We start from the raw sequence: 25,759 nt of genomic DNA on the forward strand, positions 1-25,759 counted from the left end.
GGTGGCCGTGCGGGGCGTCAGGATCATGCGCTGGCGTAGCAGTGCCTCACAGTAGATGCTTGACGGCTTCCCAGACTTCGCGGGCGCCCTCAACGAAGGCGTCGTTGTGCTCCTCCTGGTACTCCTCGTCGTAGTTGTTCTCCACCTCTTGGTAGAACTCCGCAATGCCGGCGCCGGAGCCGATCCCGCGTTCGTAGTCCTCTCCATCGCCTTCGGCGACCTGCCGCAGTTCGTCCGCCGTGGCGTACTGCTTGGCCCAGAGGATTCCCAGTTCGCGCCCCTCGTCGATGTGGCGCTGCCGCTCCTCGTTCTGCGTGGCGCGCAGCCGCTCGACGACGGCCTGCATGTCGGTCATGATCTGCTCCTTCTTCTCGGCGAGGTCTACGGCCTTCCGCAGCGCGTCCTGGCAGATCGAGGAGATCGGCAGATCGCGGGCGCGTACCTGTTCGGCGAGCTCGTCAGGCACTGAGATGTTCATCCGCATGGCGAAGCCCCTGCGTTCGAGTGTGTAACGCTTACACAACTCAGCATTACACAACGAGTGTGTAAGCGGCGAGAGGCTCCAGGAATCAGGGACTTGGGGGCCGCTGAGCGCAACCCCCCAATCGCATAGGGGATGCGGTTAGGCGGCTTTGACCAGTGGCCTTTCATGAGATGTGGCACGCATATGGCACAGCCGGGGGAGGGTGACGACGGCCGTCCGGTCACGTGTAGTCGTGAAACGGGGGGCGCAGGTGGCTTGCGCTCGTGTTGTCCGGTGTGCTGAGGATCTCGCGGGCGCACCAGATCAGGTCCGATACGCCAAACCCGGCCTGACTGAAACCCTCCTCGAACTGGTCTGACGGGGATAGCCGCCCATCGTCAAGTACCAAGACAGCTGGATGTAGCCCCTCAACAGCGCGTAGCAGGTTACGAAGTACTGGTCCGGTGAACCTGTCGATCCCATCGGGCCCCCACAGTGCGGGCCGGCCGTGCGCTGCGGGCCCGGGACGGCGACGTGGTCCGGCTGACCGAGGACGGCGATCCGCGCGCCCTCGGGCATCTGCCAGTCGTCGGCGTGACTGGCAGGGACAAGCCAGTACAGGATGCCGCCGCCCGGGTCCTTGATGACCGCCCCGGAGTTCGCTCCGAGGCGGCCGAGGGCTTCCAGCGCTATGGCGCGCGGAACCCTCACGGCGTCCCACCACTCGCCGGCGGGGCGCATCGACACTGTCCGGCCGACGGGCAACCAGTCCAGCGACCGGCCGGCGGTTCCCACTTCCAGCGGGGGTGTTTTCACCATGCAGCCACCATCGGGTGACGGGCGGTGCCGACTCGATACCCGACCGGTAATCTCACGGTGGGATGCTTTCCCATCCCGTTCGTGGATACGGGGGCCGCACCATGGGGACCGCGCTGCAGCCGATTGAACTGCCAGAGTGGGCATGGGAGCGCGCCGAGGTCAGACAGGCCTTACGCGCGCGGGACATAGGAGCCGTGTTCCGTTACGTGCAGCAGTACGCCGGCGCCAGCCAGGCCCGTATCGCCATGGCGGCCGGAATGACGCAGGCCCGCGTCAACGAGATCATCAACGGGCGCCGCGAAGTCTCCCGCCTCGACGTGTACGAGCGGATCGCAGACGGTCTGCTCATGCCCGACGACGCCCGTCACCTGCTCGGCCTCGCCGCCAGCCGCGAGAAGCGATCCGGCGGCGCAGCCTTCGACCTCGCCGCGTTCCCCGAAGTCGTCCGCGTATACGCCGCGCAGAACTCCGCGGCCGAGGAGATCCAGCAGCAGGCCCGCGAAGCACAGGAGTTGGACGTCCTGGCCGTGCGCGGCCTCGGTCTGATCGGGCTGAACGACAGCCTGCTACGCGCCTGCCTGCCGCGCGAACAGGGCGGCAAGGGCCTCCGGGTGCGGATCGCGCTCCTCGACCCCGACAGCGATGCTTTGGCGCAGCGGGCGGCCGAGATCGGGGAGTCTCCCGAGGCGCTCGCCGCCGGCGTCCGGCTCGCCGAGGCGCGGCTGCAGGAACTCGCGGACGCGTGCGACATCAGCGTATGGCGGTACCGGATGCTGCCCACTTGGCGGCTCATCCGCACGGACTCCACCATGTTCGTCGGCGCCTTCGACGCCGGGTGGGAAGGCCACGAGTCGGCGACGTACAAGGTGATGGAGACGCCGCACGGGCCCCTGTTCCGGGGGTTCCGCAGGATGTTCGAGGCGGTCATCGACGGCGCGCAGCGCACGGTCTGAAGGAAGGGGAACCGCTGGTGATCGAAGCGGAGTTGAAGGCCCGCGTCCACTCGCCCGAGGCGGTCATGCGGCAGCTCGACCAGCTGGCTACGGCCCGCGTCGAGGTCTACCAGGACAGCTACTACGACCGGCCGGACGGCTCGTTGGAGAAAGCGGGCGAGGAGCTGCGCGTGCGTACCGTCCATGGCGCGGATGGAATCCGCACGGTCCTCACCCACAAGGGCGCCATGGTCGACGTCGACTCTGGGTCGAAGCCCGAGCACGAGACCCGCGTCGAGGACTCCGAGGCGACCCACGCCATCTTGCGCGGGCTCGGCTACGTGCCCGTCATCGCGTTCGAGAAGCGCTGCCGCAACTACGACTTCGAGGCCCGCGGCCGGCAGATGCTCGCCACCCTCGTGCGGCTCACCGAGATCGATGGCACGTTCCTCGAGGTCGAGACCCTCGTAGACGAAGACGAGGTGAGCGCGGCACTCGACGACATCCGCGCCGTCCTCGCCGACCTCGGTATCGGGCCCGAGGACCTGACGCGGGAGCTGTACACGGACGCCGTCGCCGCGCAGCGCCGCTGACCAAGGATGGGAGCCAGCTCCCACCCCAGAAATGAAGAAAGGCCCCCTGCGCGGTCGTGAGGACCGTTCAGGGGGCCTTGGCTACAGGCGATCTAGGTAGGCCTGTACAGGTGGATACAGGCCCCGCGGCACGTAATGAGAGATCTCATCGGGCGCCACCCACGCGACTGCGGCGACCTCACGGGGCGATGCGGCATGTGCAGCGCCCTCGAGGACCCTGCATGCCACGTAGGCGATGCGGTGGCCGGTGTCGGGGTGCACGCGCTCCCCGAGCTCCTCGACGGCCTCGACGGTCAGCCCGGTCTCCTCGAGCGTCTCTCGGACGGCCGCCTGCCCTGCTGTCTCGTTGGGTTCGATACGGCCGCCTGGAAGCGCCCACAGCAGGGTGTCCTCGGCTACGGCGCGGCGAATCATCAGCAGCTTGCCGCCGTCGACGACAACCGCCATCGCCAAAGCTGAACCCTCGCTCACCCGGGCAGCCTCGCCCAGTCGAAGAACGCCCGCCAGGCGTCCCCGCTGAACGGAACGGTGGCGCGTTCCCGGCACTTGGTGTCCCGCACCAGGACGCCCGAGGCGGGCCGCGCCCATTCCACGCAGCTGCCGCTGTCGGTGTACGTGGACGTCTTCCAGATCAGCGGGCCGTCAGCCTGCGGCACAGGGTCTCCTTTACGCCGTGGATCAGTTCCATCGACTCCCGCGGCGGCAGCGCCAGGCCGAGGAGCCGATCCCAGGCGCCACCATAGGCGGCGACGTCCTCGGGTCGGGTACTGATCGACGATTCAGTAAGAGCCTCCACGAACACCGCCCGCTTCCCGGCCGCCCTGTAGATCGTGAAGGGGCCGGAGAGCCCGGGGTGGGCTTCGATGCCCTGCGGCAGTACGCGGACCGTCACGGACGGCTGCAGCGCCTCGGCGGCGAGGAGATGCTCCAGCTGGTCGACGAGTGCCGCGTAGCCGCCTACGGGCCGGTGCAGGGCCGATTCGTCGACGATGGCGACGACGCTTCGGGTGCCCGAATGGCCGAGCTGGTCGAGTCGGTGTCGGCGCGCCTCGGCGCGTTCCCCGACCACCTCGAGCGGCAGAGCCGGGCTGGTGGCGCGGATCGCACCTACGGCGTAGGCGTAGGACTGCAGCAGTCCCGGGATGAACAGCGGCTGCCAGATCTGCACGGTTTCGGCCACGGCCTCGACAGCGTGCAGGCGGGCGATGTGGTCGCCGAGCGTCTCCACGGGCGATTCGAAGATGGCGGTCACGATGTCCTCTCAAAGTGGGGGGAGGGAGGCGTGGAAGGGGACCGGAAGGCGGCTGTTTCCCGTTTCCCAGCCGCTCCCGAAGTCGCCTCCCTTGCCTCCCTGATTGGGCATTTACGCAGGTCACGTACAGGGAGGCAGGGGGAGGAGGCGGGTAGGGAGAACTCCCTCCGGTCAGAACGCGTCGTCGGGGTCGTCCTCGGCGTCCGCTTCGCGGTCGGCGATGGCGTCGACGATGCGCTGCCGGCTGACGTGCATGACGCCGCCGCCTGTCTTGTATTCGCCGTGCCCGCACTCGTCGAGGACACGCCGCAGGTCCCGGAACGACCAGGCGCCGTACTCGGTCGGGTTGAGGTCGATCAGGCCGTGGAGGACGTCCTGGGTACGCATCCGGGGCTGCTGGCCGAGGACGGTGAGGATGTCGGCGAGCGGGTCGGCCGGCTCGAACGCGGGCACGTCCACGGGCCCTGTGCCCTCGTACAGACCCATCGCCCGCTCGACGACCGGGGTCACCTCGTCGATGCCCTTCTCCGGGTCGCGCTCGACGTAGTGGGCACGGATGATCTCGAACGGCTTGGATGTGAACCCGTAGGTGACCGCGGTACCGATGTCCTGCCCGGGGACCAGCTCCGTTGCCCGGATGCCGGCCTTGTACTTACCCGACCCGAGCAACCCATCGTTGGCGACCTGGTCGGCGACGGCGAACGCCACGCGGTGCGACGTGTTGCGGGTGACGTCGCGCTGGATGCTGTCCGCGGTCGGGGACACGGTGACCCAGATGAGGGTGATGCCCGTCTTGCGGGCCTTCTTCATGACACGGATGGCCAGTTCAGCGGCCTCCTTGCCGTACTCCTTGCTCATGAACAGCTCGTGGCACTCGTCGAAGACGACGACCCGGGGCCGCATCCGCGGGTCCTTCATAGCGAGTTCACGCGTGAGTTTGGTCGACTCGCCGCCGAGCTCTTCCAGCAGCTTGCCGCGCTCGGTGACCTCGTTCGTCAGGCTGCGCAGCCGGTCGAGGGCCGCCTTCAGCTGCTCGGGATCGTCGCCCTTGACCAGGGCCTTCAACCGTGGCTTGAGCGGGTCGTAGTCGACGTTCGCCGCCATGACGTACCTCGGCCTCGACGAGCGGGTCGAGGATGGCGCCGAGCAGCAGCGCGACGACGATGGACGTCTTGCCCGAGCCCATGATGCCGCCGACGATCCAGTTCTTGCCCATCAACTGGCCAATGATCGGCTCACCGCGCTGCGACACGGCGACTGGGACGCCCTTGAAGTAGTCGGTCGTGCCCTCGTGCAGCAGCGGCCAAGCCGGCACCGGGCCGGACAGAGAGCCCTGGTCAGCCACCCACAAGTCGAGAATGCCAGGCATCTTGGGTGGCTCGGTCGGCCACACCTCGACGGGCTCGCGCATCAGGTTGTGGGCCAGGACGTTCTTCTTGCCGTTGACCATCTCGACCGTGACGCCCATCGGCAGCTGCAGCTGCGAGTGGTAGCCGTTGCCGAGCCGCACCGTGGGCTGCACCCAACGCGGCTGCCATCCCTCCTTGATGGCCTTGTTCAGCGGAGGCATGCCCAGGGCGCCCGGGGCGCGCATGATGGCGTTCTCGTCGGGGACGACGCCCTGCTCAAGCTCCCGCCGACCTCCATATCGAAACACTGGTGGAAGGCGAGGCAGGAGGCCCACGAGGCACACTGGAACGGCTGCGCCCGGAGCCCGCGGACATGCTGCCGAAGAACGGCACGCAGATCACCGGTTTTCGTCTGTCTCTCTTCAAGGGCATGGGCAGCAGCCGTGGCAACGCCGAGTCCGGCTTCATCCGCAGTGTCGACGACGCCGTGCACCGGTTCTACGCCACGGTGGTGGCCCACCTGGACCGCCCGGCACCTCGACGGACGCAGTCCGCAGAACGATCTGCCACGGGTTGAGACAGGTTCGGGGCAGAAGACGGTCGTCCTGATCAAGGGGAGCAACAAGACAACATAGAACCCCCGGGTCTCTGACCTGGGGGCTTCTTTTGGAGCGGGTGACGAGAATCGAACTCGCGCTCTCAGCTTGGGAAGCGACGGCGCTTGGATGGCGGTACTGCTTCTGACCTGCAGTTATGTTGCCGCAAAGCGGCTTCGGAGGGCTGGCTTCGTGCCGCTGTTTACCGTTGTTGCCCGGTCTTATGGGCACGCTTTGGGCACGGACCCACAAGGGGACGGTGTGCGGGGGCTCGACTGCTCCGTTGCGGTACTGCACCTGCGGGTGCGGGATGTGCCTGACGTGATGGCATTGCAGATGCACACTCCTGTGACAGCGTATGCGGTCCGAGGGTGGCGGTGGCCCAGCGGGCGGCCACGTTCGGCCGAGCAGAGTAGCCGGGTGCGCTCGTCGGTGCTACCTGATGTTGTTTTCCCTGGTCAGCAACATGCGGGCCGTGTACTCAATCCCGCGCATGACGCTCCGTGCCGGACAGTCCGCTCACGCATCGCGCGCGCACGAAGCCAGCGTCCTGGAGGGCAAAGGAGCAGCTGGCGGCCAGGCGGTCCCACTCGGGCGGGTTGCGACGCGGACGCCTCGGCAGCAAGGGGCAACCCTCAACACGCTTTCCAGATGTTCGTCTGGGGGTTCGGGAGTGATCAGGAGTGCTCAGCTGCTGGCGGCCACTCATCGAGTCTCACTCACGACCCGATAAGCCCCATTAGGCTGCTGGGAGGCGGCGGCGTGGCGGCGCGCGAGCAGGTCGCGGTGCCACCGCAGCACCGTGTCCGGACGCATCAGCAGCCGCAGCCTGGGCAGCACGTCCTTCGGGAGCTGGTGCAGCGGCGCCGCCATGAATGCCCGATCACCCGGGTGGAACCGCACCCTCTTCTTGCCGAGTCGGCGGTCCAGGACGGTGATCTGATGGCGCAGGACGAGGATCTCGACGTCCTTGTCCCTGTCGCTCATCGCCGGCAGACGCAGCATGGCGAACGCGTTCGTGACGCCGAAATAGGCCAGTCGCAGCAGCACGGCCGATCACCATGCGCAGCGATCGCCAACTGCGGGAGAGCAAAGGCGCAAGCGGCCGCGGTCGCCGAACCGCACACCGGCTCCCCCCAGGGCGGATAAGTTTTCGGCAAGGGCACCGCCCCGCCTGGGCAACCGCCCATGGTCAGGACACGACGGAGCGCTGGGGCACGGTGCCCGCGTCGGTCGGCGTGGAGCGGGTGGTGTACTGCGGTACGGGGGCGTCGTCGCGGCCGGTGTCGCGCACGAGTCCGTACCGTTCGCGGTCGGCGGAGTCCGGGGCCGGGGGACTGGCGATGTCGTCGGCTGTCTGCTGCCAGGAGGAGGGCAGGACGTCGAGGTTGTAGTCGGCCTGGGTTTCGTTGAGGTGGAGTGTGACGCTGCCGTCGAGGTAGTAGTACTCGTTCTGCCACATCTGCTGGGCTCCCGGCGGCAGGATGATCAGTCCTTGCTGCCGGTTGCCCATCCAGGTGCCGCCGGCGGTCGCGCCCGGCTGACGGTCGTCCATGCGGTGGCCGCCGCCCGAGGCCACGTGGAACAGCCTTCCTTGCAGTCCGGTCCACGAGGGCATGGTCAGCAGCCCGGGGCGCAGCCCGTACATCACGTCCCAGTGGACGGTGAAGTAGCCCTTCCCGCGCAGTACCACCGTGTCCCCGCGGTGGACGAGCTGGTAGCCGTCCAGGTGTCTCTTGAGCCCCGTCATCGTCACCGTGGTCTGCGGGCGGTGGGGCAATGCGGCGGGCGGCCGGTCCGGCGGTGGCGCGCTGTCCACGGTGTCGACCACGGACCCGTACCGCGGCCGGGGCGAGGGATGCGAGACGGCCGAGCCCAGTACCGGTGCCGGCCGTGACGGTGATGCGGATGCGGTGAGCGAGGGCGCGGGTGCCGGGCCGGAAGCCGTCGGGGCGGTGGCCGGAAGCGACGACGGGCTGGACCATGGGGCCGCGTACACGAGGACGCCACCGCCCACGGCGAGCAGCGCACTCGCCGCCACCACGGCCTTCGCGGTGAGGCTCGTCCCTGCGGTCCCTGCCGTCCCCGCCGTCGCGGAACCCCCGCTGCCTGAAGTGGCCGTGGTGCCGGCATGGCCGGCCGCCGCGGCGTGCGTTCCCGCGGACAGCCACGGGCGCCAGGCCAGCAGTGCCGCCGGCACGGGCAGGAGGGCCAGGGGCGCCAGCAGTCCTTCCGGGGCCAGCATGCCTTCCTCGTGGCGCACGCACCGCGGGCACTGCCGCACATGGCGGCCGAGGCGTTTGCGCCACAGGCCGCTGGGGGCCCCGTTCCAGTCCAGGGTCAGCCGGGTCAGTTCCCCGCATGCGGGCCTGGCCGCGAGGGCTCGGACGATGACGCGGGAGGTGTGCAGGCGCTCCTTCATGCGTTGCACCCGTACAGCCGCTTGATGGCCGGTCATGTCCAGAACGGAGGCGAGCTCGGCCCGGGCGAGCCGGCCGGCCGTCTCCAGCCACCACAGTGACAGCAGCTCCCGGTCGTCCTCGTCGAGCCAACGGGTCGCGCGCACGGACTCCTCGCGTTGCCCGGACAGCCGCAGGTTGAGGATGACCCCCTCGGCGAAGTCGGCGGCCGGGTCGGGCCGGTGCTCAGCCGCGTCGAACGCCGCTCCCGTTGTCTCCCTCCTGCCGCGCCTGCGGATGTGGTCGCGGACCTCGTTCACGGTGATGGTGATCACCCAGGACCGGAACGCCTCCGGGCGCTCCAGTCCCCCGATGCCGCGCAGGATGCGCATCATCGTCTCCTGGACGATGTCGTCGACGTCGTCGCGGTACGGGTGCGCACGCGCCGCGACGCTGTAGACCAGCGGAAGCGTCCGGGAGCTGAGCTCTTCCAGGGCGCCGCGATCGCCGGCCCGAGCCGCGGCTATCACGTCGGCCGCGGGCGCGGCATGCCTTGGCATCGGGTCTCCCTTCGACCTGACGCGGGTACGAAGCCCCGCTCGCGCCGACCGAGCCGGGTTGCGGGGGTCCTCGGGCAATCGCCGTCGGTATCACACACACCGTGGCAGCGATCTCATCGTAAGGGGTGAGCGCTGACAGCCATGGGCGGGCCGGTGGACTCCGTGGCGGCCGGGGATCAGCGGGAGTGACGCGGGGACGTACGCAGACGCGAGCGGCCGCGCACGAAGACGAAGACCGCGGCGACGCCGGCGAGAACGACGCCCGCCAGTCCTGTGACGGCCCACAGAGCACCGAAGTTGCTGCCGGTGTCCGCCATGGTGCCGGTGGAGGCGCCCAGGGTGGTGGCCGCTCGGCCGGTCCGGGGCGGGGAGGGCGCCGGTCCTGTCGCGGCGGAGGACGGGTGTGCGGCTGTGGTGGGAGTGAGGGCGGTGAGCACGGTGTGGGCTCCGGCCCGGCTGACGGAGAAGCGTGCCCCGCCGATGGCGAGACCGGTGCCGGAGACTGTTGCGGTCGTCGAACCGACGGTCAGCTCAGGGGAGTTCCGGGAAAGAAGGATCTTCGCGCCTGTGACGACCCGCAGCCTGCGCAGGGTCGTGTCGCGTGCCTTGCTGAGATCCAGGACGGCCGAGGAACCGGTCAGAGCGACCGCGCTGGATGTCCGCAGAGAGGTCCCGGAGACGATCAGGCTGCCTTTGGCCACGGTGGTGGCGCCGGTGTAGGCGGCGCTGGTGACGGTGGTGGCCGCGGCTCCGCTCTGCGTCACCGATCCGGTACCGGTCACCGCCGGGAGGGAGGTGGGTGTCCCGGTGTTGCGGAGCACGAGTGAACCGTTGTCGATCACTTTGTCGAGGGCTCCGCCGGTGTGGAGGCTTCCGTCGCCGCCCGCGGTCCCGGAGCCGAGACGGAGGGTCGCATTCCTGTCGATGGTGGTGGATCCGTCGTAGTACTGCGCTGCTGCGAAGGTCACGTCGTTGCCGCTGGTGCCGGCGATGACGACGTCCCCGGCGCCGGGAGCGCCGAGGGTGTCGTGATACATGCCGCCGCCGATGGGCGCGCCCAGGGTCACCGGTCCGTTGTAGTCGAAGGTGAGCCGGGAGCGCTGCCGTCTGGCGTGCAGGTTGATGTAGACCGTCTGCGCCGTGCCGGGCATGAAGATCCGGTGCGTGGTCCCGTCGCCCCACTGGACGTCGGCGCCCTCGATGTTGGTGCCGCGCTTGTTCAGTTTGTGGGCCACGGGCCGCCAGTTCAGTCCGAGGTCGCTCAGCGACGGCGCCGCCCCGTCGCCGCTGTCACTCCAGCTGTAGACGCCGGTGAGGATCACCTTGCTGCCCGGGCGGGAGTGCACGTTGACGTCGTTGCCGTACTCGTGGCTGTAGAAGTTCTGCCGCTGTACGACAGTGTGGTTGAGCGGGGTGTCGATGATCCATGAACCGCGGTTGACGACGGAGCGGGCGTTGGGCAGTTCGGCGGCACAGGTGGTGCTCGCGAAGTTGACGCCCGTGCCGTTGTCGAAGATGCCGGAGAACGGGTTGGTGCCGCAGATCTGGAGCGTTCCCCACATGTTCCGGGGCTGGGTGACCAGGCCGGAGCCGCTGATGATGCCCAGGTTGAACAGCCGGGTCAGCGACAGACGCAGTGTGCCGTCCACCCGGATGTTGTCCTGGTTCTGCTGGTAACCGGGCGTGTTGTACGGGAAGGACCCGATCAGGCCGGTCGTACCGCCGGTGCCGTACTGGAGGGTTGCCCCTGCGTCCACGGTGACAGCGGGCTCGTCGGGACTGCCGACCACGACGTACGGGTGGTTGCCGCCCGGGACCTGCACCCTCTGGCGCTGCCGGGAGTGCGGCAGGGTGAAGGTGCTGTCCTTGGCGAGGACCAGCGTGCCGGTGCCGGACACGCGAAGGGCTCCTTCACCGCTGATCACGCCGGTGTACGTATGGGTTCCCTGCGGGACGCGCACGACCGCGTCGCCGGTCAGGACGACATCACGGTTCGCCAGGACGGCCGAGGTGATGTCGCCGTCTGCGGCGACCGCGCTGCCCACCGCAACCACCGGTGTGACGGCTCCCGCGACGAGAGCCGACGCCAGGACAAGGTGCCAAGATCGCTTCATCGAGTCAGGGTGCTTCCTGAAGTGCTGGTGATCCTTACGGACGTGAAGACCGGTGGCCGGCCACCGGGATCTCAAAAACCCGGAGAAGTTCTCCATTCCACCTACGTCGCCCGTCGGGGCGGACGAGGCGCCAGGGGCATTGCGGACTTGCCCACCTGGCACACGGAAGGCATCGGGTCCTGGGGAACGGTTCAGGACAAGCGCGAGCGGGTCGCGTGCAACGCCGCGGTTACCCCTGGTCATTCAGCAGAATGGGGTGAGTTGACGCCCTGACAACAGAAGGTCGGGCATGCGGGGGCGGTGGAGCCTGTTGGAGGCCGAGCAGCTTCGGCTCCACCGTCAGGGCCGTGTTCGGCCCTGCGGCCTCGTATTCGACGATGCCCCGCCTGCTGGCCGAACTGGACGGCAAGACCCTGATGCGGATCGTGAAGGTACGGCGGCGGGTGCTCTGGCATGTGTGGATGCTGCTCGCGCAGGCTCCCCGAGCAGGCGTGGGAGACCTCGCTGACACAGGACGGCGACGTCCAAGCGGGCTACCAGGCCGGGAGTTGACCTACCTGAACGCCCGCGACGGCTGGCCCAAGGGCATGCGGCTGATCGTCCGCCGCGGCAAGACGATCTGGGCCGAGCAACCTCTGCCGGATGGACCGTCCCGGCGAGCAGGACAGCCGACAGGGAACCGGGGGCCAGGGCCGGATACACGCGGTTTCGCGGACCAGACCCTGGAGGAGCCCCTGGCGATGTGACACATGGTCGGGATGTAACAGATCCCGGGAATGTGCTACATCTTGCTACGACGCCCCGTGGCGCCCCCGGTCGCGGCGGCGCAGGAAGAGCAGGCCGCCGGCGACGGCGGTGACGCCCACAGCGGCCGTCCACCCGACGATCTCCCCGGAGCCGGTCGCGGCGAGGCCGCCCCCCGCGGTGGGGGAGGCCGATGCGGTGGCCGCCGTCTGAGGCCGCGAGTCGGAGGCGGCGCCCGAGGCCGAAGCGGCGGGCTTCGGGGTGGCCTTGGTGTCCGTCGCCTTGTCCCGCGTGAACGCCAGCGTCCCGAAGCCGAGCTGGTCGAACCCGCCGCTGTTGGGCCCGTAGTCCCCGCCGCCACCCTCGGGGGCGGCCTTGGCGGCGATCTGCGTGAGGTATGTGGCGGACAGCCCGCGCCGCTTGGTGTAGTGGTTGGCGACCATGGCCCAGACCGGCCGCATCTGCGTCGGGCTGGCGGGAGCGACCGCAGTGGGGTGCTGGATCCCCGGCCGCTCGTCCACCCGGGCGTAGGGCGTGTACGGCACATTTCCGCCCAGGCTCCACTTGGCCACGTACTGAGCGCCCTTGAGGAAGCGGTTGTCGTCGTAGCCGTACAGGTCGATGCCCTGGTTCCAGGCCATCTCGCAGATGGTGCCCATCAGGCCGACGCCCATCAGCGAGTGCCCCTGGTCGCGCCCGGCCTCCATCCACTGGGCGAGCCCGTCGTCGTGCACGACCGGGATGGCGTGCTTGATCGCGCCCATGCCGTCGCCGTGCTTGAAGTACTCGACGGCCCGCTCGACCTTGGCCTGGTCGTCGCAGAAGATGCCGGTGGCCAGCGTGCAGGCGATGTTGCACAGGTCCCAGTTGGGCCAGTAGTGCGGTGCGGGGGTGCCGTTGTGGCGGACGAGGAAGTCCTCACTCACCGAGTAGAAGACGTCGAGCAGCATCTTCTGGAATCTCTCGAGTTGGAAGTCCTTGTGGTCGCGGACGAGTTCGGCTGCGTTGGCGGCCTGGTACCCGTATATCCCGGCGGCCAGGAACCGGTCGGCGCTGCCACCGACTTTCGTCAGCTTCGCCGACCAGGCGTTGAGGATCGCGACGGCGGTGTCGGCGTGGGCGCTGTCGCCACTGACGTGGTAGCGCAGGGCGTTCTGGTACGCGGCGTGGATGTCGTTGTAGAGGATCCCGTAGTTCTGCGGCCACGTGCTGCGGGGGCGCAGTTCCACGCCCCGGTACACGATGGCCTGCGGATTGGGCGTCCAGCCGCTCTGCGAATGCCGGTTGGCGGTCAGCTTCGCGTACCCGGCGGTATAGGGGGAGGCGCCGGCCTTCACCTTGGCGGCCATACGGGCGAGGTCGGCGCCGGTGTGGAGGAGGCCGGGGTGCGCGAAGGCCCCGCCCGCCGCGACCGAGGGGGTGGCGGCGGTGGCGATTGAGGCGGCTCCGGCTGCGACGCCCGTGGCCTTGAGTATGGCGCGGCGGCTGATCTGTCGTGTCACATGCATGCCTATGAGACGGGTGAGGGCGGACGCCGATCACGAAAACTGGACGGGCCGTGGTGCAGAGGGCCGCCGGGCCATGGGGCCCGGCACCCCGCCTCGGCCGCGGAGCGCGACCAGGGCAGGTCTGCGCGCGAATGCCGCCAGTCTCAATGGGCGCTCATGGGCTCCCCGAGCGGCGAACGGCGCCGACCCCGCGTCGTGTATCGCGGGCTCCCTGCCGAGTGGCGACTCGAACCGGCCCGTACACCACTTCAAAGGACACAACCCAGCGCGTGGACATGGCCGGTGAACGTGGACAGAGTTCACCGTTCTGAGTCCAGCGGGCAGAATCCGCAGCGAGGCCGTAAGCGGCCACCGGCCCCGAGACACGATCTCATCGGAGGCGGGCACCAGCTGGACGATCTCCTTGGTTCAGCCAGTAGTTGTGGGCCGCCGGGGCCCCGTCACGGTGGCTGTCTGCCCTTTCGTGCCGTGCACCGGTCGCCGAGAAAACAGCGTCGGGGCGGCAACCTTCTCGTCCTCTGCGGCAACTGGGAGCCGGAAGGCCGAGTCGAACTACTGGATGGACGGGCATGAGGGCAACGATGCACGCCGCGCCGCAACCGTGGCGCAGGCGCGGACTGGTCACGGGCATTCCCTTGGCGCTGCTGGTCGTCGGTGTGCTGGCGTACCGTCTCCCCGGGAGCGGAACCGGCGTAAGGATCACCGACATCTACGGGGAGCGGCTGGCCGTCGACGGCATCGCCGTGCAGCTGGACGTCGCGCAGCCGACGGGCGTCCAGTTCGCCGGGCAATGACCAGCCCGCCGGTCAGCCTTCACCGGCCCGCAACCGAGCACGACCGCTGTTCGAATCCCGGGCTGGGCACTGTTAGGCTGCGCTCCCCGTTGTTAAACGCGCAACTAACGCGCACATCATTGCCAGGAGAGGGCGACCGGGGGATGCTCCTCGATGACGCGTCCGCGGAGTTCCACGAATTCTTCGAACGCCACTATGCCGAACTCGCCCGTCTGGCATACCTCCTGACCGGCGAGACCGACGCGGCGGACGACCTCGCGGCGGATGCCCTGGTCGCCCTGTGGCAGCGCTGGGACCGGTTGCGGCAGGCCGACCACCCGCTCGCCTACGCCCGCGGTGTGGTGGCCAACCTGGCGCGCGGACGGATCCGCAGCGCGGTGCGCGAGCGACTGCGGATCACGCTGTTCTGGTCCCGCAGCCCCGAGAAGGTGGACGGGCCGGACATGGCGGCCGTACTGGACGTCCGCGCGGCGCTCGCCCGGCTGCCGTTCCGCAAGCGTGCCTGCGTGGTGCTGCGGCACGCCTTCGACCTGTCGGAGAAGGACACGGCGGTGGCGCTGGGCATCTCGGTCGGCACGGTGAAGAGCCAGACCTCGAAGGGAATGGCCGAGCTGGAAAGGATACTGGGCGCACGAGCGGCCGGGGACCTGGTGGCAGGGAGGAGGAACCGGTGAACGAGGAGATCGCCCGTCGGCTGCGCGAGGCCGCCGAGGCCCACCGGCCCGACCGTGCGAGGATGCTGGCCCGGGTGCAACGCGGCATGGCCGGCCCCGCCGTCCGTCACCGCGCGCGGCCGTTCGCGAGGTCCGGGACCAGGGTCGCGCTCGCCGGGCTCGCCGCCACCGGCATCCTGGCGACCGGCGGCCTCGCCGTCGCCGCCATCGTCGCGCACTCGTCGCCGTCGGCCACCGTGACCACGCCTGCCACCCCGTCCCCGACCGCCGGCTCCCCGCACCCGACATCGGCCCGTCCCACCCCCGTCGCGCCGGCCCCGGTCACCACCCCGGGCAGCTCGCGCCCGACTCCGCCGGCCACCAGTCCATCGCCGACCGCCGGCGAGAGCCAGAACGGGCCGCTGTGGTCGGCCGGCTCGGTGGACCCGCACAGCACCGTCTACTGGACGCAGAGCAACCTCGTCCTCAAGACGACCCGGCCGCTCACCTCGCTCACGGTCGAGATGCGGATCGTGCAGACCGGCGGGGTGAAGATCACCGGCACCTGGCAGACCCTGCCGAGTGCTGACTTCACCGTCACCGCTCAGGAGGCCGACGGCACGCTGGTCTACCGCTGGGTCCTCAAGCCGGGCCTGACCGTGCCGGCCGGGAACTATGAGTTCGCCGCCCAGTTCAACAACGGCACCGGCGTGCGCAGTGCCGCGGGCGACGGCTACCGCGTCGACGCGCAGGGTTCGGGCGGCTCCGCGTCGGTCCGGGGCGGGTTCGTCCCGTCTCGGTGAACGCCGCTGTGCGGCGAGGGGACAAGTCCCCTTGCCGCACAGCTCGATGGTCGAGCCGCTGACGGGGGCCAGTCGGCAGGGCCGGCGTTGGTCCCATCGACGTAGGTGGTCCCCATGGTGGCCAGCAGGTCGCCGCGGAGCTGGGTGGGGACGGTGACGGCGGCCGTGAAAATTCTTCCCGCGATCGCGGCAACCTTTGTGCGCGTGGCGGCAACTGGCGGGTAACCGGGGCCGGATCAAGGCCCGCTGTGCCAGAAGGACATGCCGTTGTCAGATCAGAACCGCTCTCATCGCCGCCGTCCGGCTACCCGCCGCGTGCTCGCCGCCGCCGTGGTCCTCGCCGCCGCGGGGGCCGCCGTACCCCTGGTCGCTCTGGCCGCACACACGCCGAATGCCCGCACGCTGGCCGCTGCAGCGGCTGGCAGCGGCCGCTATTTCGGTACGGCCGTGGCTACCGGAAGGCTCGGCGACTCGACTTACTCGACGATTCTCGACCGGGAGTTCAACATGATCACCCCGGAGAACGAGATGAAGTGGGACACCACCGAACCCTCCCGCGGCACCTTCAACTTCGGCCCGGCCGATCAGATCGTCGGCCACGCCTCCGCGCACGGGCAGCGGATGCGTGGCCACACCCTGGTCTGGCACTCCCAGCTGCCCGGCTGGGTCAAGTCCATCACCGACGCCAACACCCTGCGCAGTGTGATGAAGAACCACATCACCACCGAGATGACCCACTACAAGGGAAAGATCTACGCCTGGGACGTGGTCAACGAAGCCTTCGCCGACGGCGGCAGTGGCCAGCATCGCAGCTCGGTCTTCCAGGACGTGCTGGGCAATGGCTTCATCGAGGAGGCGTTCCGCACCGCGCGGGCCGCCGATCCCTCGGCCAAGCTCTGCTACAACGACTACAACATCGAGAACTGGACCGACGCCAAGACGCAGGGCGTCTACGCGATGGTCAAGGACTTCAAGTCGCGCGGTGTACCGATCGACTGCGTCGGCTTCCAGAGCCACTTCGGCGCCGGCGGCCCACCGGCGAGCTTCCAGACCACCCTGTCCAAGTTCGCCGCGCTCGGCGTGGACGTCCAGATCACCGAACTCGACATCGCCCAGGCGTCGCCGACGGCGTACGCCAACGCCGTCCAGGCGTGCATGAACGTCGCCCGCTGCACGGGCATCACGGTGTGGGGGATCAGGGACAGCGACTCGTGGCGCACCGGTGAGAACCCGCTGCTGTTCGACGCGAGCGGCAACAAGAAGCCCGCCTACAGCGCGGTGCTCACCGCCCTGGGCGGGGGCACTGCGGGCGGCGGCACGCCAGGCGGGGGCATCACCTCCGGCACCGTCTACACGCTCTCCGACGTGGCCGCCGGGCGCGTTCTCGACGAGCCCGCGGGATACAACGGCAACGGCACCCCGCTCCAGGTGTGGGACGCCAGCGGTGCCTCCAACCAGCAGTGGCGGGCCACCAAGAACGGCGACGGCTCCTACACGCTGACCAACGTCGCCAGCGGCCGAGTCCTGGACGAGCCGGGCAACCAGACCGGCAACGGCACGAAGACGCAGGTCTGGGACTCCAACGGCGGCGCCAACCAGCACTGGAAGGCGGCCCGGAACAGCGACGGCTCCTACACCCTGACGAACGTCGCCAGCGGCCGAGCCCTGGAGACCCCCGGCGGCAAGACCGCCAACGGCACTCCCGTCCAGATCTGGGACTCCAACAGCGGCGGCGCCAACCAGCACTGGGACTTCAGGACGTCGACGTCGGCGCCGACAACGCCCACGCGGACGGGCGCCACGTGCGCTCTTCCGTCGACGTACCGGTGGAGCTCGACCGGTCCGCTGGCGCAGCCGGCGAACGGGTGGGACGCGGTGAAGGACTTCACCGACGTGGTGTACAACGGCAAGCACCTGGTGTACGCGTCGAGCGTGTCAGGATCGTCGTACGGCTCGATGATGTTCAAGCCCTTCACGAACTGGGCGGACATGGTGTCGGCCGGCCAGACCGGGATGAGCCAGTCCGCGGTGGCGCCCACGCTGTTCTACTTCGCGCCCAAGAAGATCTGGGTGCTGGCGTCCCAGTGGGGCGCGTCGCCCTTCGTCTACCGTACGTCGAGCGACCCCACCAACCCCAACGGCTGGTCCGCGCCGCAGCCGCTGTTCACCGGCAGCATCCCCCGCACCGAATCCGCCACCGGCCCGATCGACCAGACCCTGATCGCTGACGGCCAGAACATGTACCTGTTCTTCGCCGGCGACAACGGCAAGATCTACCGGGCGAGCATGCCGATCGGGAACTTCCCGGGCAACTTCGGCTCGTCCTACACGACGGTCATGAGCGACACGACGAAGAACCTGTTCGAGGCGCCGCAGGTCTACAAGGTCCAGGGCCAGAACCAGTACCTCATGATCGTCGAGGCTCGGGGTGCGAATGAGCAGCGCTACTTCCGCTCGTTCACCGCCACCAGCCTGAGTGGTTCCTGGACCCCGCAGGCCGCCAGCGAGAGCAACCCCTTCGCGGGCAAGGCCAACAGCGGTGCCACCTGGACCAACGACATCAGCCATGGTGACCTGGTCCGCAACAACCCCGACCAGACCATGACCATCGACCCCTGCCACCTGCAGTTCCTCTACCAGGGCAAGTCCCCCACCGCGAGCGGCCCCTACGACCGACTGCCGTGGCGGCCGGGTGTCCTCACCCTGCAGCGCTGACCCGCCTGATCCACGGTGATCGCGATGGGGTGCGGTGCACCGGCGCGTAGACGAGCGGTCTACGGCGTGGGCACCTCCACCCGCTGACCGATACTCACCGCCTCGAGGAACCCCAGCCGTGCGCCGGCTGGGGTTCCAATCTTTTGTGGACCAGGCGGAGGCCCGGAGGGGCTTGTCCGGCAGATGGGTGTGCTCCTGATCCTGCGCGGCGTGGGCGTGGGCGCCGATGTCCCGGGCCGCATTCACCTTCCGCCACAGCGACGCATTCATCGACCGGCACGGCCCGCACTCTCCCGGCCTCGCGGTCGAACTCGGCTTCCCCGCCGTCACCTGTCAACACGATCATTCCTTTCGCCAAGGCCGCCTCGATCGGCGCCCGCGCCGACGGCGGCACGGCCGGCGCCGACCGGAGAAGTCCTCAGCCCGACGAAGATGACGAAATGCGCCCCCATCGAAGAGATGGGGGCGCATTCGTCGGCTTCGCCTACTTGAGTGCTGTACCGCTCGAGTTGTGATAGGCGATCGTCTTGCGGATCAGGTTTCCGCCGTCGGACTCGGCCGTTGTCTGTTCCTGCTGTCCTGGACCGAAGAGCAGGCCGGCGACATGGGCGTTCGCGACCTGGTCCATGTGCGCGAAGAACCAGTCCACCTTGTCGTCCTTGTAATGGTTGAGGGTGTTGTTCTGCGCCATGTTGCCCACGGGGATCTGCCACAGGACCACCGGCTTGCCCACGGACTCGGCCATCGTCTTGTAGAACTGCAGCGCGGCGGCGGCCTTCTGGTCGTTCCAGAAGTGGTCACTGCCGCCGTGGGCGGGCTGTGCGTACCAGCCTGCGTCGCGGTCCGACACATCGGTGACCAGGAAGTCGGCGTTCTTCGCCCCGAGGTTCGCGTAGTCCTTGACGCAGGCCTGTGTGTTGGTCTGCCAGTCGAAGCAGGAAAGGTGCAGTCCCGCGGCGGTGTTCGGCGCGTACTTGTGCGCCATCGAGATCAGGCACTGGACCAGGCCGGTGGCGCTGTTCTCCTGCGATCCGCAGTCCGTCGGATTCGAGGCCGTGACCTGCGCGGGAACCTGGTGCGGATTGCCGAGCGACCGGACGTAGCCCCAGAAGTCGGGTTCGAGGTCGATCGCGTCGTGCGATGTGCCGATCTTCTGGAGGAAGAAGCGGTAGTCGTTCAGGTACCGGGTGAGCAGGTCGGTCCTGTTGATGGCCTGGACCTCGCCCGGGCCGTCGCCCTGGCCTGCCGCATCCCCGAGGTCGCGCAGCGAGTACCAGGTCCAGAGCATCTTCTGCGGGCGCGGGCTGCCCTTGTACGTCGCCTGGGCCGCCACGGTGTCCCGATAGGTCACGTACGTGCCGGGCGCCGTGGTGCTGCCGGTCCAGCAGCCCCACCAGCCCGACCACCCGTCGTGGCAGCGCGCTGCCGTGTAGTAGTCCGACGAGGGCGCGGGCTGGCTGTGCACATAGGCGTACCGCACGTCGAACGGCGCGGCGGCCGCCGAGGCGTCGGACACCGAGCCGCCGATGAGCACCGTGCTGCTGCCCATGAAACGCTTCGTCGAGCTGCCGCCACCAGCCGCGGGAGACGACGGCGACGACGGCGACGACGGGTGCGAGCTGCTCGGAGCCTGGCTGGTGGGAACGCTGCCGCCCGGCGCGGTGGGCGTACCGGCGCTGCCGACACTCCCGGCCGGGACGAGTTGCCACTGCTGATCGGCGCCGCCCCGGTCGCGGTTCTGGACGACACCGCTCCCGTTGGCTTTGGCGGCGTTGTGGACATCGACGGCCATGCCACTGAAGCGATTGATCAAACGCACGTAGCCGTCCGGCGACTTGGCCAGTCTGAACTGCTGGTTGGTGCCGTTCAGGTCTTTCCACTGCACTATGGCGGAGCCGGCGGTCTTCGACCAGCCGAGGTCGTCCAGCACCTTGCCGGAGTTCCGGTTCTGCAGCCGGTAGTACCCGTCACCCGCGTCGATGAACCGCCACTGCTGGTTGGCCCCGCCATGGCGCGCCCACTGCACCACCGCCGCGCCGTCGTTCGTGGCGAAAGCGCGGTCGTCCAGCACCTTGCCGCTGTTGCGGTTGACCAGCACGTACCACTTCTTCAGGTCCAGGGTTTGCTGCGCCGAAGCCTGGCTGACCACGACAGCCGAGCCGGCCACGACAACCATGGCGAGACCCGCCCAGAAACCCCGATGCGCGAGCAACCGACGGCCACGATGCTTCGGGCGACCACCGCGGGCGCCACCGTCGGCACGGCGGCCGCCGACGCGGGACGCCACCGATGACGTGGGTGGGCCGGGGACATGTCTGTGCTCTCGTTCCAGGGACATGCCTGTGCTCTCTTTCAGCCGTTGCATCTGACCGACCACATGGCCGGACAACACTGAGTGGTCCGAGAGGCCGAAAAGGTTGCCGCGAAGAGCCACAGATTTTTTTTCGCGTTGACCGCTTCCCGTCCGCCGCGGAGCACGGCACGGCTAACGCCTGATGGCTGCTCCCGGCCCTGCCGCTCACCGCGGATGAAGATCAATGCTGCGCAGGGGTGAGGGGCAGCTCGGCCCAGATCGTCTTGCCGGTGCGGGCGTGGCGGCTGCCCCGCCGCTGGGATTGCTGGGCGACGATGAGGAGGCCCCGACCGCCTTCGTCGAAGAGGCGGGCGCGTCGCAGATGCGGGGCTGTGCTGCCGGCGTCGCTGACCTCGCAGATCAACGCCGTGTCACGGATGAGCCGCAGGTGGATCGGTGGGGAGCCGTAGCGGATGGCATCGGTGACCAGTTCGCTCACCACGAGTTCCGCGGTGAAGGCGGCTTCCTGCTGGTGCCAGGCGGCCAGACGCTCACCGGCGGGTTCATGGGCCAGGGCCACGACGGAGGGTTCGGCGGGCAGTTCCATGAAGGTCCGGTTCCGCATCCCTGGCCACCTGATGCACCTTCTGCGCGGCGTTCGCCGGACTTGATCAGCGGTTGGAAGACGGGGCGTACCGGAGGGCCGGACGTTCCTGAACAGCCCGGACGGCGAGTACGACGTCCTGGTGAGACGTGGGCGGGCCGGCCCGGAGTATCTGCTCCGGGCCGGCCCGCCCATGCGACGTCAGCTTGCGGCGGGAACGGGGTCACGGGTTGGTGCGGACGTCTCCTTCGGATCGGGCTCGGCCGGCACCGCAGAAGGAGCGGGAGCAGGGACGTAGGGAATCTCGCCGCCCAGGACGGCCCTGGCGCGGTCCACGTCCAGCTCCCCTTCCCAGCGGGCGACGGCCAGGGTGGCGACGCCGTTGCCGACCAGGCTGGTCAGGGCGCGGGCTTCGGACATGAACCGGTCGACGCCGAAGATCAGCGCGAGGGCGGCGGGCGGGACGTGAGGGACGGCGCTGAGTGTGGCGGCCAGGGCGATGAAGCCGGAGCCGGTGACGCCTGCGGCGCCCTTGGAGGTGAGCAGCATGACGGCGAGCATGGCCAGCTGCTGGGTGAGGCTGAGGTGGATGCCGAGGGCCTGGGCGAGGAAGACCGAGCCCATGGTCAGGTAGATGGCGGTGCCGTCGAGGTTGAAGGAGTACCCGGCGGGCAGCGTGATGCCGACGACCGGTTTCGAGGCGCCGGCGTGCTGGAGCTTGGCCATCATGCGCGGCAGGACGGGCTCGGTGGAGGAGGTGCCCAGGACGATCAGCAGTTCTTCCTTGATGTAGCGCAGGAAGGGCAGCAGCCGCAGTCCGTTCAGGCGCATCACGGTCCCGAGGACGACCAGGACGAAGAAGAGGGCGGTCAGCCAGAACGAGCCGACCAGCAGCGCCAGGTGGCGCAGGGTGCCCAGGCCGTAGTGGCCGATGGTGAAGGCCATGGAGCCGAACGCGCCGATGGGGGCGAGACGCATGATCCAGCGGATGAGCGTGAACAGGACTGTGGAGAACTTCTCGACGCCCCGGGCGATGCTCAGGCCGGCCTCTCCGCTGGCGTGCAGGCCGAAGCCGAACAGCACCGAAACCAGCAGCACGGGCAGGATCTCGTTGCCGGTCAGGGCGCTGATCAGGGTGGCCGGGATGGTGGCGAGGAGGAACTCGGCGAAGCCCTCGTGGGCCGTGGTCGCCTCCGGCGGCAGGGCCTTGGTGGACAGGGTCGAGAGGTCGATGTGCAGACCGCTGCCTGGCTTGACGACGTTGACGACGACCAGGCCGATCACCATGGCCACGGTGGTCAGCACCTCGAAGTAGACCAGGGCCTTCAGGCTCACGCGGCCGACCGCGCGGGCGTTGCCCATGGAGGCGATGCCGTGGACGACCGTGCAGAAGATGATCGGTGCGATGAACATCTTCACCAGCGCGATGAAGCCGTCGCCCAGCGGCTTGAGGTCAGCGCCGGCGGACGGCCACAGCCCGCCCACGGCGGCGCCGAGGAGGACGGCGATCAGGCACTGGACGTACAGGTGGGACAGCATCCGGCGGATGCGGCCCGGTGGTGCGGTGACGGTACCCGGGGCAGCGTCGTTGCGGCTCATGCGGGGCGTCCTTCCAGGACGGGAACGAGGAGTTCGGCTCGGGCGATACGCCGGGCGGCGCGGTGCAGCAGCACCGTGGGGGACGCGCCGTGCGGTGCGGGGACGGCTCGGGTGGTGACAACGCCGGCGGGGGTGCCCAGGCGCAGCGTGCCGTCGGCGGTCTGCCGGGCGACGCGGTGGGCGAGGGTGCCAGGGGTGGCGGCGGCCGTGGCCAGGGCCACGGCGGAGGTCAGGCCGATCGCAGGGTGCGGGGCGTGCATGGAGACCATGCGCACGGCCAGGTCGTACTCGTCCTGGTTGACGAGCATGCCCTGTGTGGTGCGATAGGGGGCGGGACGGGCGACGATGCCCGCTTTCGGCACCGCGTGGCTGACCGGATCGCCCTCGCGGGCCAGGCCCATGGCCAGCGCTGCCTGGCGGCGCAGCAGCGTCAGCGCGGGCACCGCGGTGGCGAACGCGGTGAGGGATTCCGTGCCGTCGAGGCCGAACGCCTTGGCCTCGAACAGCGCGGCCGGAGCGCCGGCGTCCACCAGGGATGCCTCGACAAGGCCGTCCGGGCCGGTCAGCTCGTCCAGTGCCCGGCCGGTCGGCAGAGCGCGTCCGGTCGTCGAGCCCGCCGGGTCCTGAAATCCGAGCAGGACCGGCACGCCCGGCGCCGAGGTACCCGGCACCACGGCCGTGCCCTCCTCCGGGGCCACGCCCGCGGGGGTGGGGATCGTGCCGGTGAGGCGCGCCCCGGTGTTGACGTTGAGCATGCGGACGGTGGTGGTGTCCGACACGATCGGCACGAGATCGTGGTGGACGGCGTACAGGGCCACGGCGGTGGCGCAGTTGCCGCAGTTGCTGGCCCACTCCACGCGCTCATCGCCGATGCCGACCTGTGCGAAGGCGTACTCGACATCCACACCGGGTCGGGTCGACGCCTGTACGACGGCGGCCTTGGAGGTGGTGGAGGAAGCGCCGCCCACGCCGTCGATCTGGCGGGGGTCGGCGGCGTTGAAGGCGGCGAGCAGGAGGGCATCGACGTCCACGCCCGTGGCGGCCACGTCGCGGTGGTCGAAGATCCAGCACTTGCTGGTTCCTCCGCGGATCATCTCGCCCTGCAGACGCAGCACAACCGACTCCTCACAGCCAGGGAAGGGGAAGCCCACCGACGGTCTCGCCGTGCGTGGTGTCCTCCACGGTGAGTTACGGCAGCGTGAAGTACAATCTCGGAAAACTGGATAGCTATTAAGCTGAAGTGAACGCTGGAGGTGGCGGCATGCTCGACGTCCGGCGCATCCTGCTGTTCACGGAGGTCGCCCGGCGCGGCTCGGTGACCGCGACAGCCCGCGCCCTCAACTACACCCCGTCAGCGGTATCGCAGCAGATCAGCCGCCTGGAAACGGAGGCAGGCCAGCCCCTGCTGGAACGCCACGCCCGGGGCGTCACCCTCACCGACGCCGGACGGGCGCTGGCCGAACGAGGGCAACGGATCGAACGCGAACTGCAGGCCGCGGAAAACGAACTCGCCGACTACGCCGGCCTGCGCACGGGCACACTGCGCATCGGTACCTTCCCCACCGTCGGCGCCTCGCTCCTCCCGCAGGCCGTGATCGCCTTCCGGGACGCCCACCCCGACGTACGGCTGACCGTCCGCAGCGCCCGCATCGCCGGACTCTGGACCATGCTGGAGAACCGGGAGATCGAGATGTCGCTGATGTGGGACTACGACTGGAGCCGAATCGACCGGGAGGACATCGTCGTCACCCCACTCCTCGACGACCCGCCGGCCCTTCTCGTCAGCGACCACCATCCACTCGCCGGCCGTGACGCCGCCTCACTCGCCGACTTCGCAGAGGACCCCTGGATCACCCGCGCCGACCATCACCCGGTGGCCGAAGCCCTCGTCCGCGGCTGCCGCGCCGTCGGCTTCGAGCCCCACATCGCCTACGAGGCCCACGACTACCAGGAAGCCCAGGCCATGGTCGCCGCCGGCATCGGCGTCGCCCTCGCCCCCACCCTGGCCCTGGAGGGCATCCGACCCGGCGTCGACGTCCTGCCCCTCCAGCCGCCGGCCCCCATCCGCCGCATCCTCCTGGTCCGCATGGCCGACCACCCTCTCACCCCCGCCGCCCTGACCTTCGCCGGGCTCCTCCGCGACACCGCCGCAGCCCGAACGGACCGCTCCGGCACGGTGCTCCGGAGCGGTCCGGTTTCCGAGCTCGGGCTGTTCTAGTCGTCGTCTTCGGTGTCCTCGTCATCGCTGCTGTCGTCGTCGGAGAGCAGGGAGCCGAGCAGCATTCCGCCGGCCAGCCCGCCGGCCGCGCCCAGAGCCGCAGCCCGCGGGCCCGAACCGCCGGCGTGTTCGGCGGCCGTGTCCGGATGCGCCGGGGTGGACGGGGGTACGTCGGCACCCTGGGGGGCCGCCTTCGCGAACGTGGCGTCGTCTGCCCAGGGCCACTGGCCGGAGGGCTGATGGGCGCGCAGGGCGAAGCGGATCTCGTCTTCGTCCTGCCGGCTGAGTGAGGTGTGCAGAATCTCGCCGCCGTACCGGGCGATGCGCGGCAGGGCCTTGTCCGCGGTGGCTTCGCCGATCACCGCGATCACTGCGGCGTGCCCGGGTGCCAGGCGCTCGCCGAGGCTCTTGATGAACTGGGTCCGGTCGTCGTCCTCGACCGTCGCGCCGGCCACCCCGCCGGCGGCCGCGCCGATGGCCGCACCGAGCAGCGGCTGCAACAGCAGCAGTCCGATGATGCCTCCCCAGAGTGCCCCGCCGAGGGCGCCGGAGGCGGCGGGGTGGGGCCTGCCGTGGATGGTCACCTCGCCGTTGAGGTCACGGGTGAGCAGCACTGCGTCGGCTACCTGCACGGTGTGCTCGGTGTGCAGGGTGCGCAGTTCGGTGAGCGCTTGCTGGGCGACGTCCTGGCTGGGGTAGGCGACGGCGATCATGTCGGTCATGGTGTCTCTCCTGATGCGTTCCGTGGCAA

23 protein-coding genes and 2 pseudogenes are annotated in these 25,759 nt (G+C 69.3%); 9 read left to right on the forward strand and 16 right to left on the reverse strand.

The features are described from left to right. Positions 1 to 46 precede the first annotated feature (46 nt). Complete coding sequence (locus tag ABT186_RS28670) at positions 47 to 484, reverse strand: type II toxin-antitoxin system CcdA family antitoxin (protein ID WP_351927497.1); 438 nt, start codon at positions 482 to 484, stop codon at positions 47 to 49. 303 nt (positions 485 to 787) lie between these two features. Further along, on the reverse strand, positions 788 to 1,282 hold the full coding sequence (locus tag ABT186_RS28675; protein ID WP_351927498.1) for a hypothetical protein: 495 nt from the start codon (positions 1,280 to 1,282) through the stop codon (positions 788 to 790). Between the two features lie 194 nt (positions 1,283 to 1,476). Here ABT186_RS28675 and ABT186_RS28680 point away from each other — a divergent pair, with 194 nt between their 5' ends. Both ABT186_RS28680 and cyaB read left to right on the forward strand, forming a co-directional pair. Beyond that, on the forward strand, positions 1,477 to 2,235 hold the full coding sequence (locus ABT186_RS28680; protein ID WP_351927499.1) for a helix-turn-helix domain-containing protein: 759 nt from the start codon (positions 1,477 to 1,479) through the stop codon (positions 2,233 to 2,235). A gap of 17 nt (positions 2,236 to 2,252) precedes the next feature. After that, positions 2,253 to 2,807: a class IV adenylate cyclase gene (gene cyaB, locus ABT186_RS28685; RefSeq protein ID WP_351927500.1), complete on the forward strand. Its 555-nt coding sequence runs from the start codon at positions 2,253 to 2,255 to the stop codon at positions 2,805 to 2,807. A gap of 81 nt (positions 2,808 to 2,888) precedes the next feature. Here the strand turns inward: cyaB and ABT186_RS28690 are convergent, their stop codons facing one another. The 4 genes from ABT186_RS28690 to ABT186_RS28705 form a co-directional block, all read right to left on the reverse strand. Continuing rightward, positions 2,889 to 3,254, reverse strand: coding sequence for an NUDIX hydrolase (locus ABT186_RS28690; protein ID WP_351927502.1), 366 nt, complete (start codon positions 3,252 to 3,254; stop codon positions 2,889 to 2,891). Positions 3,255 to 3,274: 20 nt separating this feature from the next. Further along, a complete protein-coding gene (locus ABT186_RS28695; protein ID WP_351927504.1) occupies positions 3,275 to 3,463 on the reverse strand; it encodes a DUF397 domain-containing protein in 189 nt (62 codons plus the stop codon). Further along, entirely contained in the window at positions 3,439 to 4,059 is a 621-nt protein-coding gene (locus tag ABT186_RS28700; protein WP_351927506.1) for a DUF5753 domain-containing protein, read from the reverse strand. The genes ABT186_RS28695 and ABT186_RS28700 overlap by 25 nt, the downstream gene beginning before the upstream one ends. 171 nt (positions 4,060 to 4,230) lie before the next feature. After that, a complete protein-coding gene (locus ABT186_RS28705) occupies positions 4,231 to 5,163 on the reverse strand; it encodes a zonular occludens toxin domain-containing protein (RefSeq protein WP_351927508.1) in 933 nt (310 codons plus the stop codon). A gap of 510 nt (positions 5,164 to 5,673) precedes the next feature. Between ABT186_RS28705 and ABT186_RS28710 the strand changes: the two are divergent. Continuing rightward, positions 5,674 to 5,985: pseudogene (locus tag ABT186_RS28710) on the forward strand (TerD family protein); the annotation flags it as partial. Positions 5,986 to 6,709: 724 nt separating this feature from the next. On the opposite strand, the gene ABT186_RS28715 reads toward ABT186_RS28710, so the two are convergent. From ABT186_RS28715 to ABT186_RS28725, 3 genes are all read right to left on the reverse strand, one after another. Then, positions 6,710 to 7,054 (reverse strand): hypothetical protein, encoded by a 345-nt coding sequence (locus tag ABT186_RS28715; RefSeq protein ID WP_351231645.1) that lies wholly within the window; start codon positions 7,052 to 7,054, stop codon positions 6,710 to 6,712. 142 nt (positions 7,055 to 7,196) lie between these two features. Beyond that, positions 7,197 to 8,963, reverse strand: coding sequence for a sigma-70 family RNA polymerase sigma factor (locus tag ABT186_RS28720; protein WP_351927510.1), 1,767 nt, complete (start codon positions 8,961 to 8,963; stop codon positions 7,197 to 7,199). Between the two features lie 176 nt (positions 8,964 to 9,139). Beyond that, a complete protein-coding gene (locus ABT186_RS28725) occupies positions 9,140 to 11,077 on the reverse strand; it encodes an autotransporter (protein ID WP_351927512.1) in 1,938 nt (645 codons plus the stop codon). Between the two features lie 347 nt (positions 11,078 to 11,424). On the opposite strand from ABT186_RS28725, the gene ABT186_RS28730 reads away from it, so the two are divergent. After that, positions 11,425 to 11,823, forward strand: coding sequence for a hypothetical protein (locus ABT186_RS28730; protein WP_351927513.1), 399 nt, complete (start codon positions 11,425 to 11,427; stop codon positions 11,821 to 11,823). A gap of 45 nt (positions 11,824 to 11,868) precedes the next feature. Here ABT186_RS28730 and ABT186_RS28735 read toward each other — a convergent pair whose 3' ends face one another. Further along, positions 11,869 to 13,329 carry an alginate lyase family protein gene (locus ABT186_RS28735; RefSeq protein WP_351927515.1) on the reverse strand — a complete coding sequence of 487 codons (1,461 nt, stop codon included), beginning with the start codon at positions 13,327 to 13,329 and terminating at the stop codon, positions 11,869 to 11,871. A 569-nt stretch (positions 13,330 to 13,898) separates the two neighbouring features. Between ABT186_RS28735 and ABT186_RS28740 the strand changes: the two genes are divergently transcribed. From ABT186_RS28740 to ABT186_RS28750, 3 genes are all read left to right on the forward strand, one after another. After that, a complete protein-coding gene (locus ABT186_RS28740) occupies positions 13,899 to 14,123 on the forward strand; it encodes a hypothetical protein (RefSeq protein ID WP_351231653.1) in 225 nt (74 codons plus the stop codon). A 143-nt stretch (positions 14,124 to 14,266) separates the two neighbouring features. Next, positions 14,267 to 14,797 carry a SigE family RNA polymerase sigma factor gene (locus ABT186_RS28745; RefSeq protein WP_351927517.1) on the forward strand — a complete coding sequence of 177 codons (531 nt, stop codon included), beginning with the start codon at positions 14,267 to 14,269 and terminating at the stop codon, positions 14,795 to 14,797. Continuing rightward, entirely contained in the window at positions 14,794 to 15,579 is a 786-nt protein-coding gene (locus ABT186_RS28750) for a hypothetical protein (RefSeq protein WP_351927519.1), read from the forward strand. Before ABT186_RS28745 ends, ABT186_RS28750 begins: the two co-directional genes overlap by 4 nt. On the opposite strand, the gene ABT186_RS28755 is transcribed toward ABT186_RS28750, so the two are convergent. Next, complete coding sequence (locus ABT186_RS28755; RefSeq protein ID WP_351927537.1) at positions 15,510 to 15,764, reverse strand: hypothetical protein; 255 nt, start codon at positions 15,762 to 15,764, stop codon at positions 15,510 to 15,512. The two genes, ABT186_RS28750 and ABT186_RS28755, sit on opposite strands and share 70 nt — an antisense overlap. A 76-nt stretch (positions 15,765 to 15,840) precedes the next feature. On the opposite strand from ABT186_RS28755, the gene ABT186_RS28760 reads away from it, so the two are divergent. Further along, positions 15,841 to 18,294, forward strand: coding sequence for a non-reducing end alpha-L-arabinofuranosidase family hydrolase (locus ABT186_RS28760; RefSeq protein ID WP_351237479.1), 2,454 nt, complete (start codon positions 15,841 to 15,843; stop codon positions 18,292 to 18,294). A 484-nt stretch (positions 18,295 to 18,778) separates the two neighbouring features. Here the strand turns inward: ABT186_RS28760 and ABT186_RS28765 are convergent, their stop codons facing one another. The 4 genes and pseudogenes from ABT186_RS28765 to ABT186_RS28780 form a co-directional block, all read right to left on the reverse strand. After that, on the reverse strand, positions 18,779 to 20,470 hold the full coding sequence (locus ABT186_RS28765; protein ID WP_351237481.1) for an RICIN domain-containing protein: 1,692 nt from the start codon (positions 20,468 to 20,470) through the stop codon (positions 18,779 to 18,781). 358 nt (positions 20,471 to 20,828) lie between these two features. Further along, positions 20,829 to 21,146 (reverse strand): annotated as a pseudogene (locus tag ABT186_RS28770) (ATP-binding protein); the annotation flags it as partial. 246 nt (positions 21,147 to 21,392) lie between these two features. Beyond that, a complete protein-coding gene (dctA, locus tag ABT186_RS28775; RefSeq protein WP_351927521.1) occupies positions 21,393 to 22,790 on the reverse strand; it encodes a C4-dicarboxylate transporter DctA in 1,398 nt (465 codons plus the stop codon). Then, complete coding sequence (locus tag ABT186_RS28780; RefSeq protein WP_351236287.1) at positions 22,787 to 23,905, reverse strand: PrpF domain-containing protein; 1,119 nt, start codon at positions 23,903 to 23,905, stop codon at positions 22,787 to 22,789. Before ABT186_RS28780 ends, dctA begins: the two co-directional genes overlap by 4 nt. Positions 23,906 to 24,051: 146 nt before the next feature. On the opposite strand from ABT186_RS28780, the gene ABT186_RS28785 reads away from it, so the two are divergent. Further along, positions 24,052 to 25,008 carry a LysR family transcriptional regulator gene (locus ABT186_RS28785; RefSeq protein WP_351927539.1) on the forward strand — a complete coding sequence of 319 codons (957 nt, stop codon included), beginning with the start codon at positions 24,052 to 24,054 and terminating at the stop codon, positions 25,006 to 25,008. Here the strand turns inward: ABT186_RS28785 and ABT186_RS28790 are convergent. Further along, on the reverse strand, positions 25,005 to 25,730 hold the full coding sequence (locus ABT186_RS28790; RefSeq protein WP_351236289.1) for a DUF1269 domain-containing protein: 726 nt from the start codon (positions 25,728 to 25,730) through the stop codon (positions 25,005 to 25,007). The two genes, ABT186_RS28785 and ABT186_RS28790, sit on opposite strands and share 4 nt — an antisense overlap. Between the last annotated feature and the right edge of the window lie 29 nt (positions 25,731 to 25,759).

Origin of the sequence: Streptomyces sp. NPDC001634 (assembly GCF_040298185.1) — a bacterium.
In the GTDB taxonomy this organism is placed as follows: Bacteria; Actinomycetota; Actinomycetes; order Streptomycetales; family Streptomycetaceae; genus Streptomyces.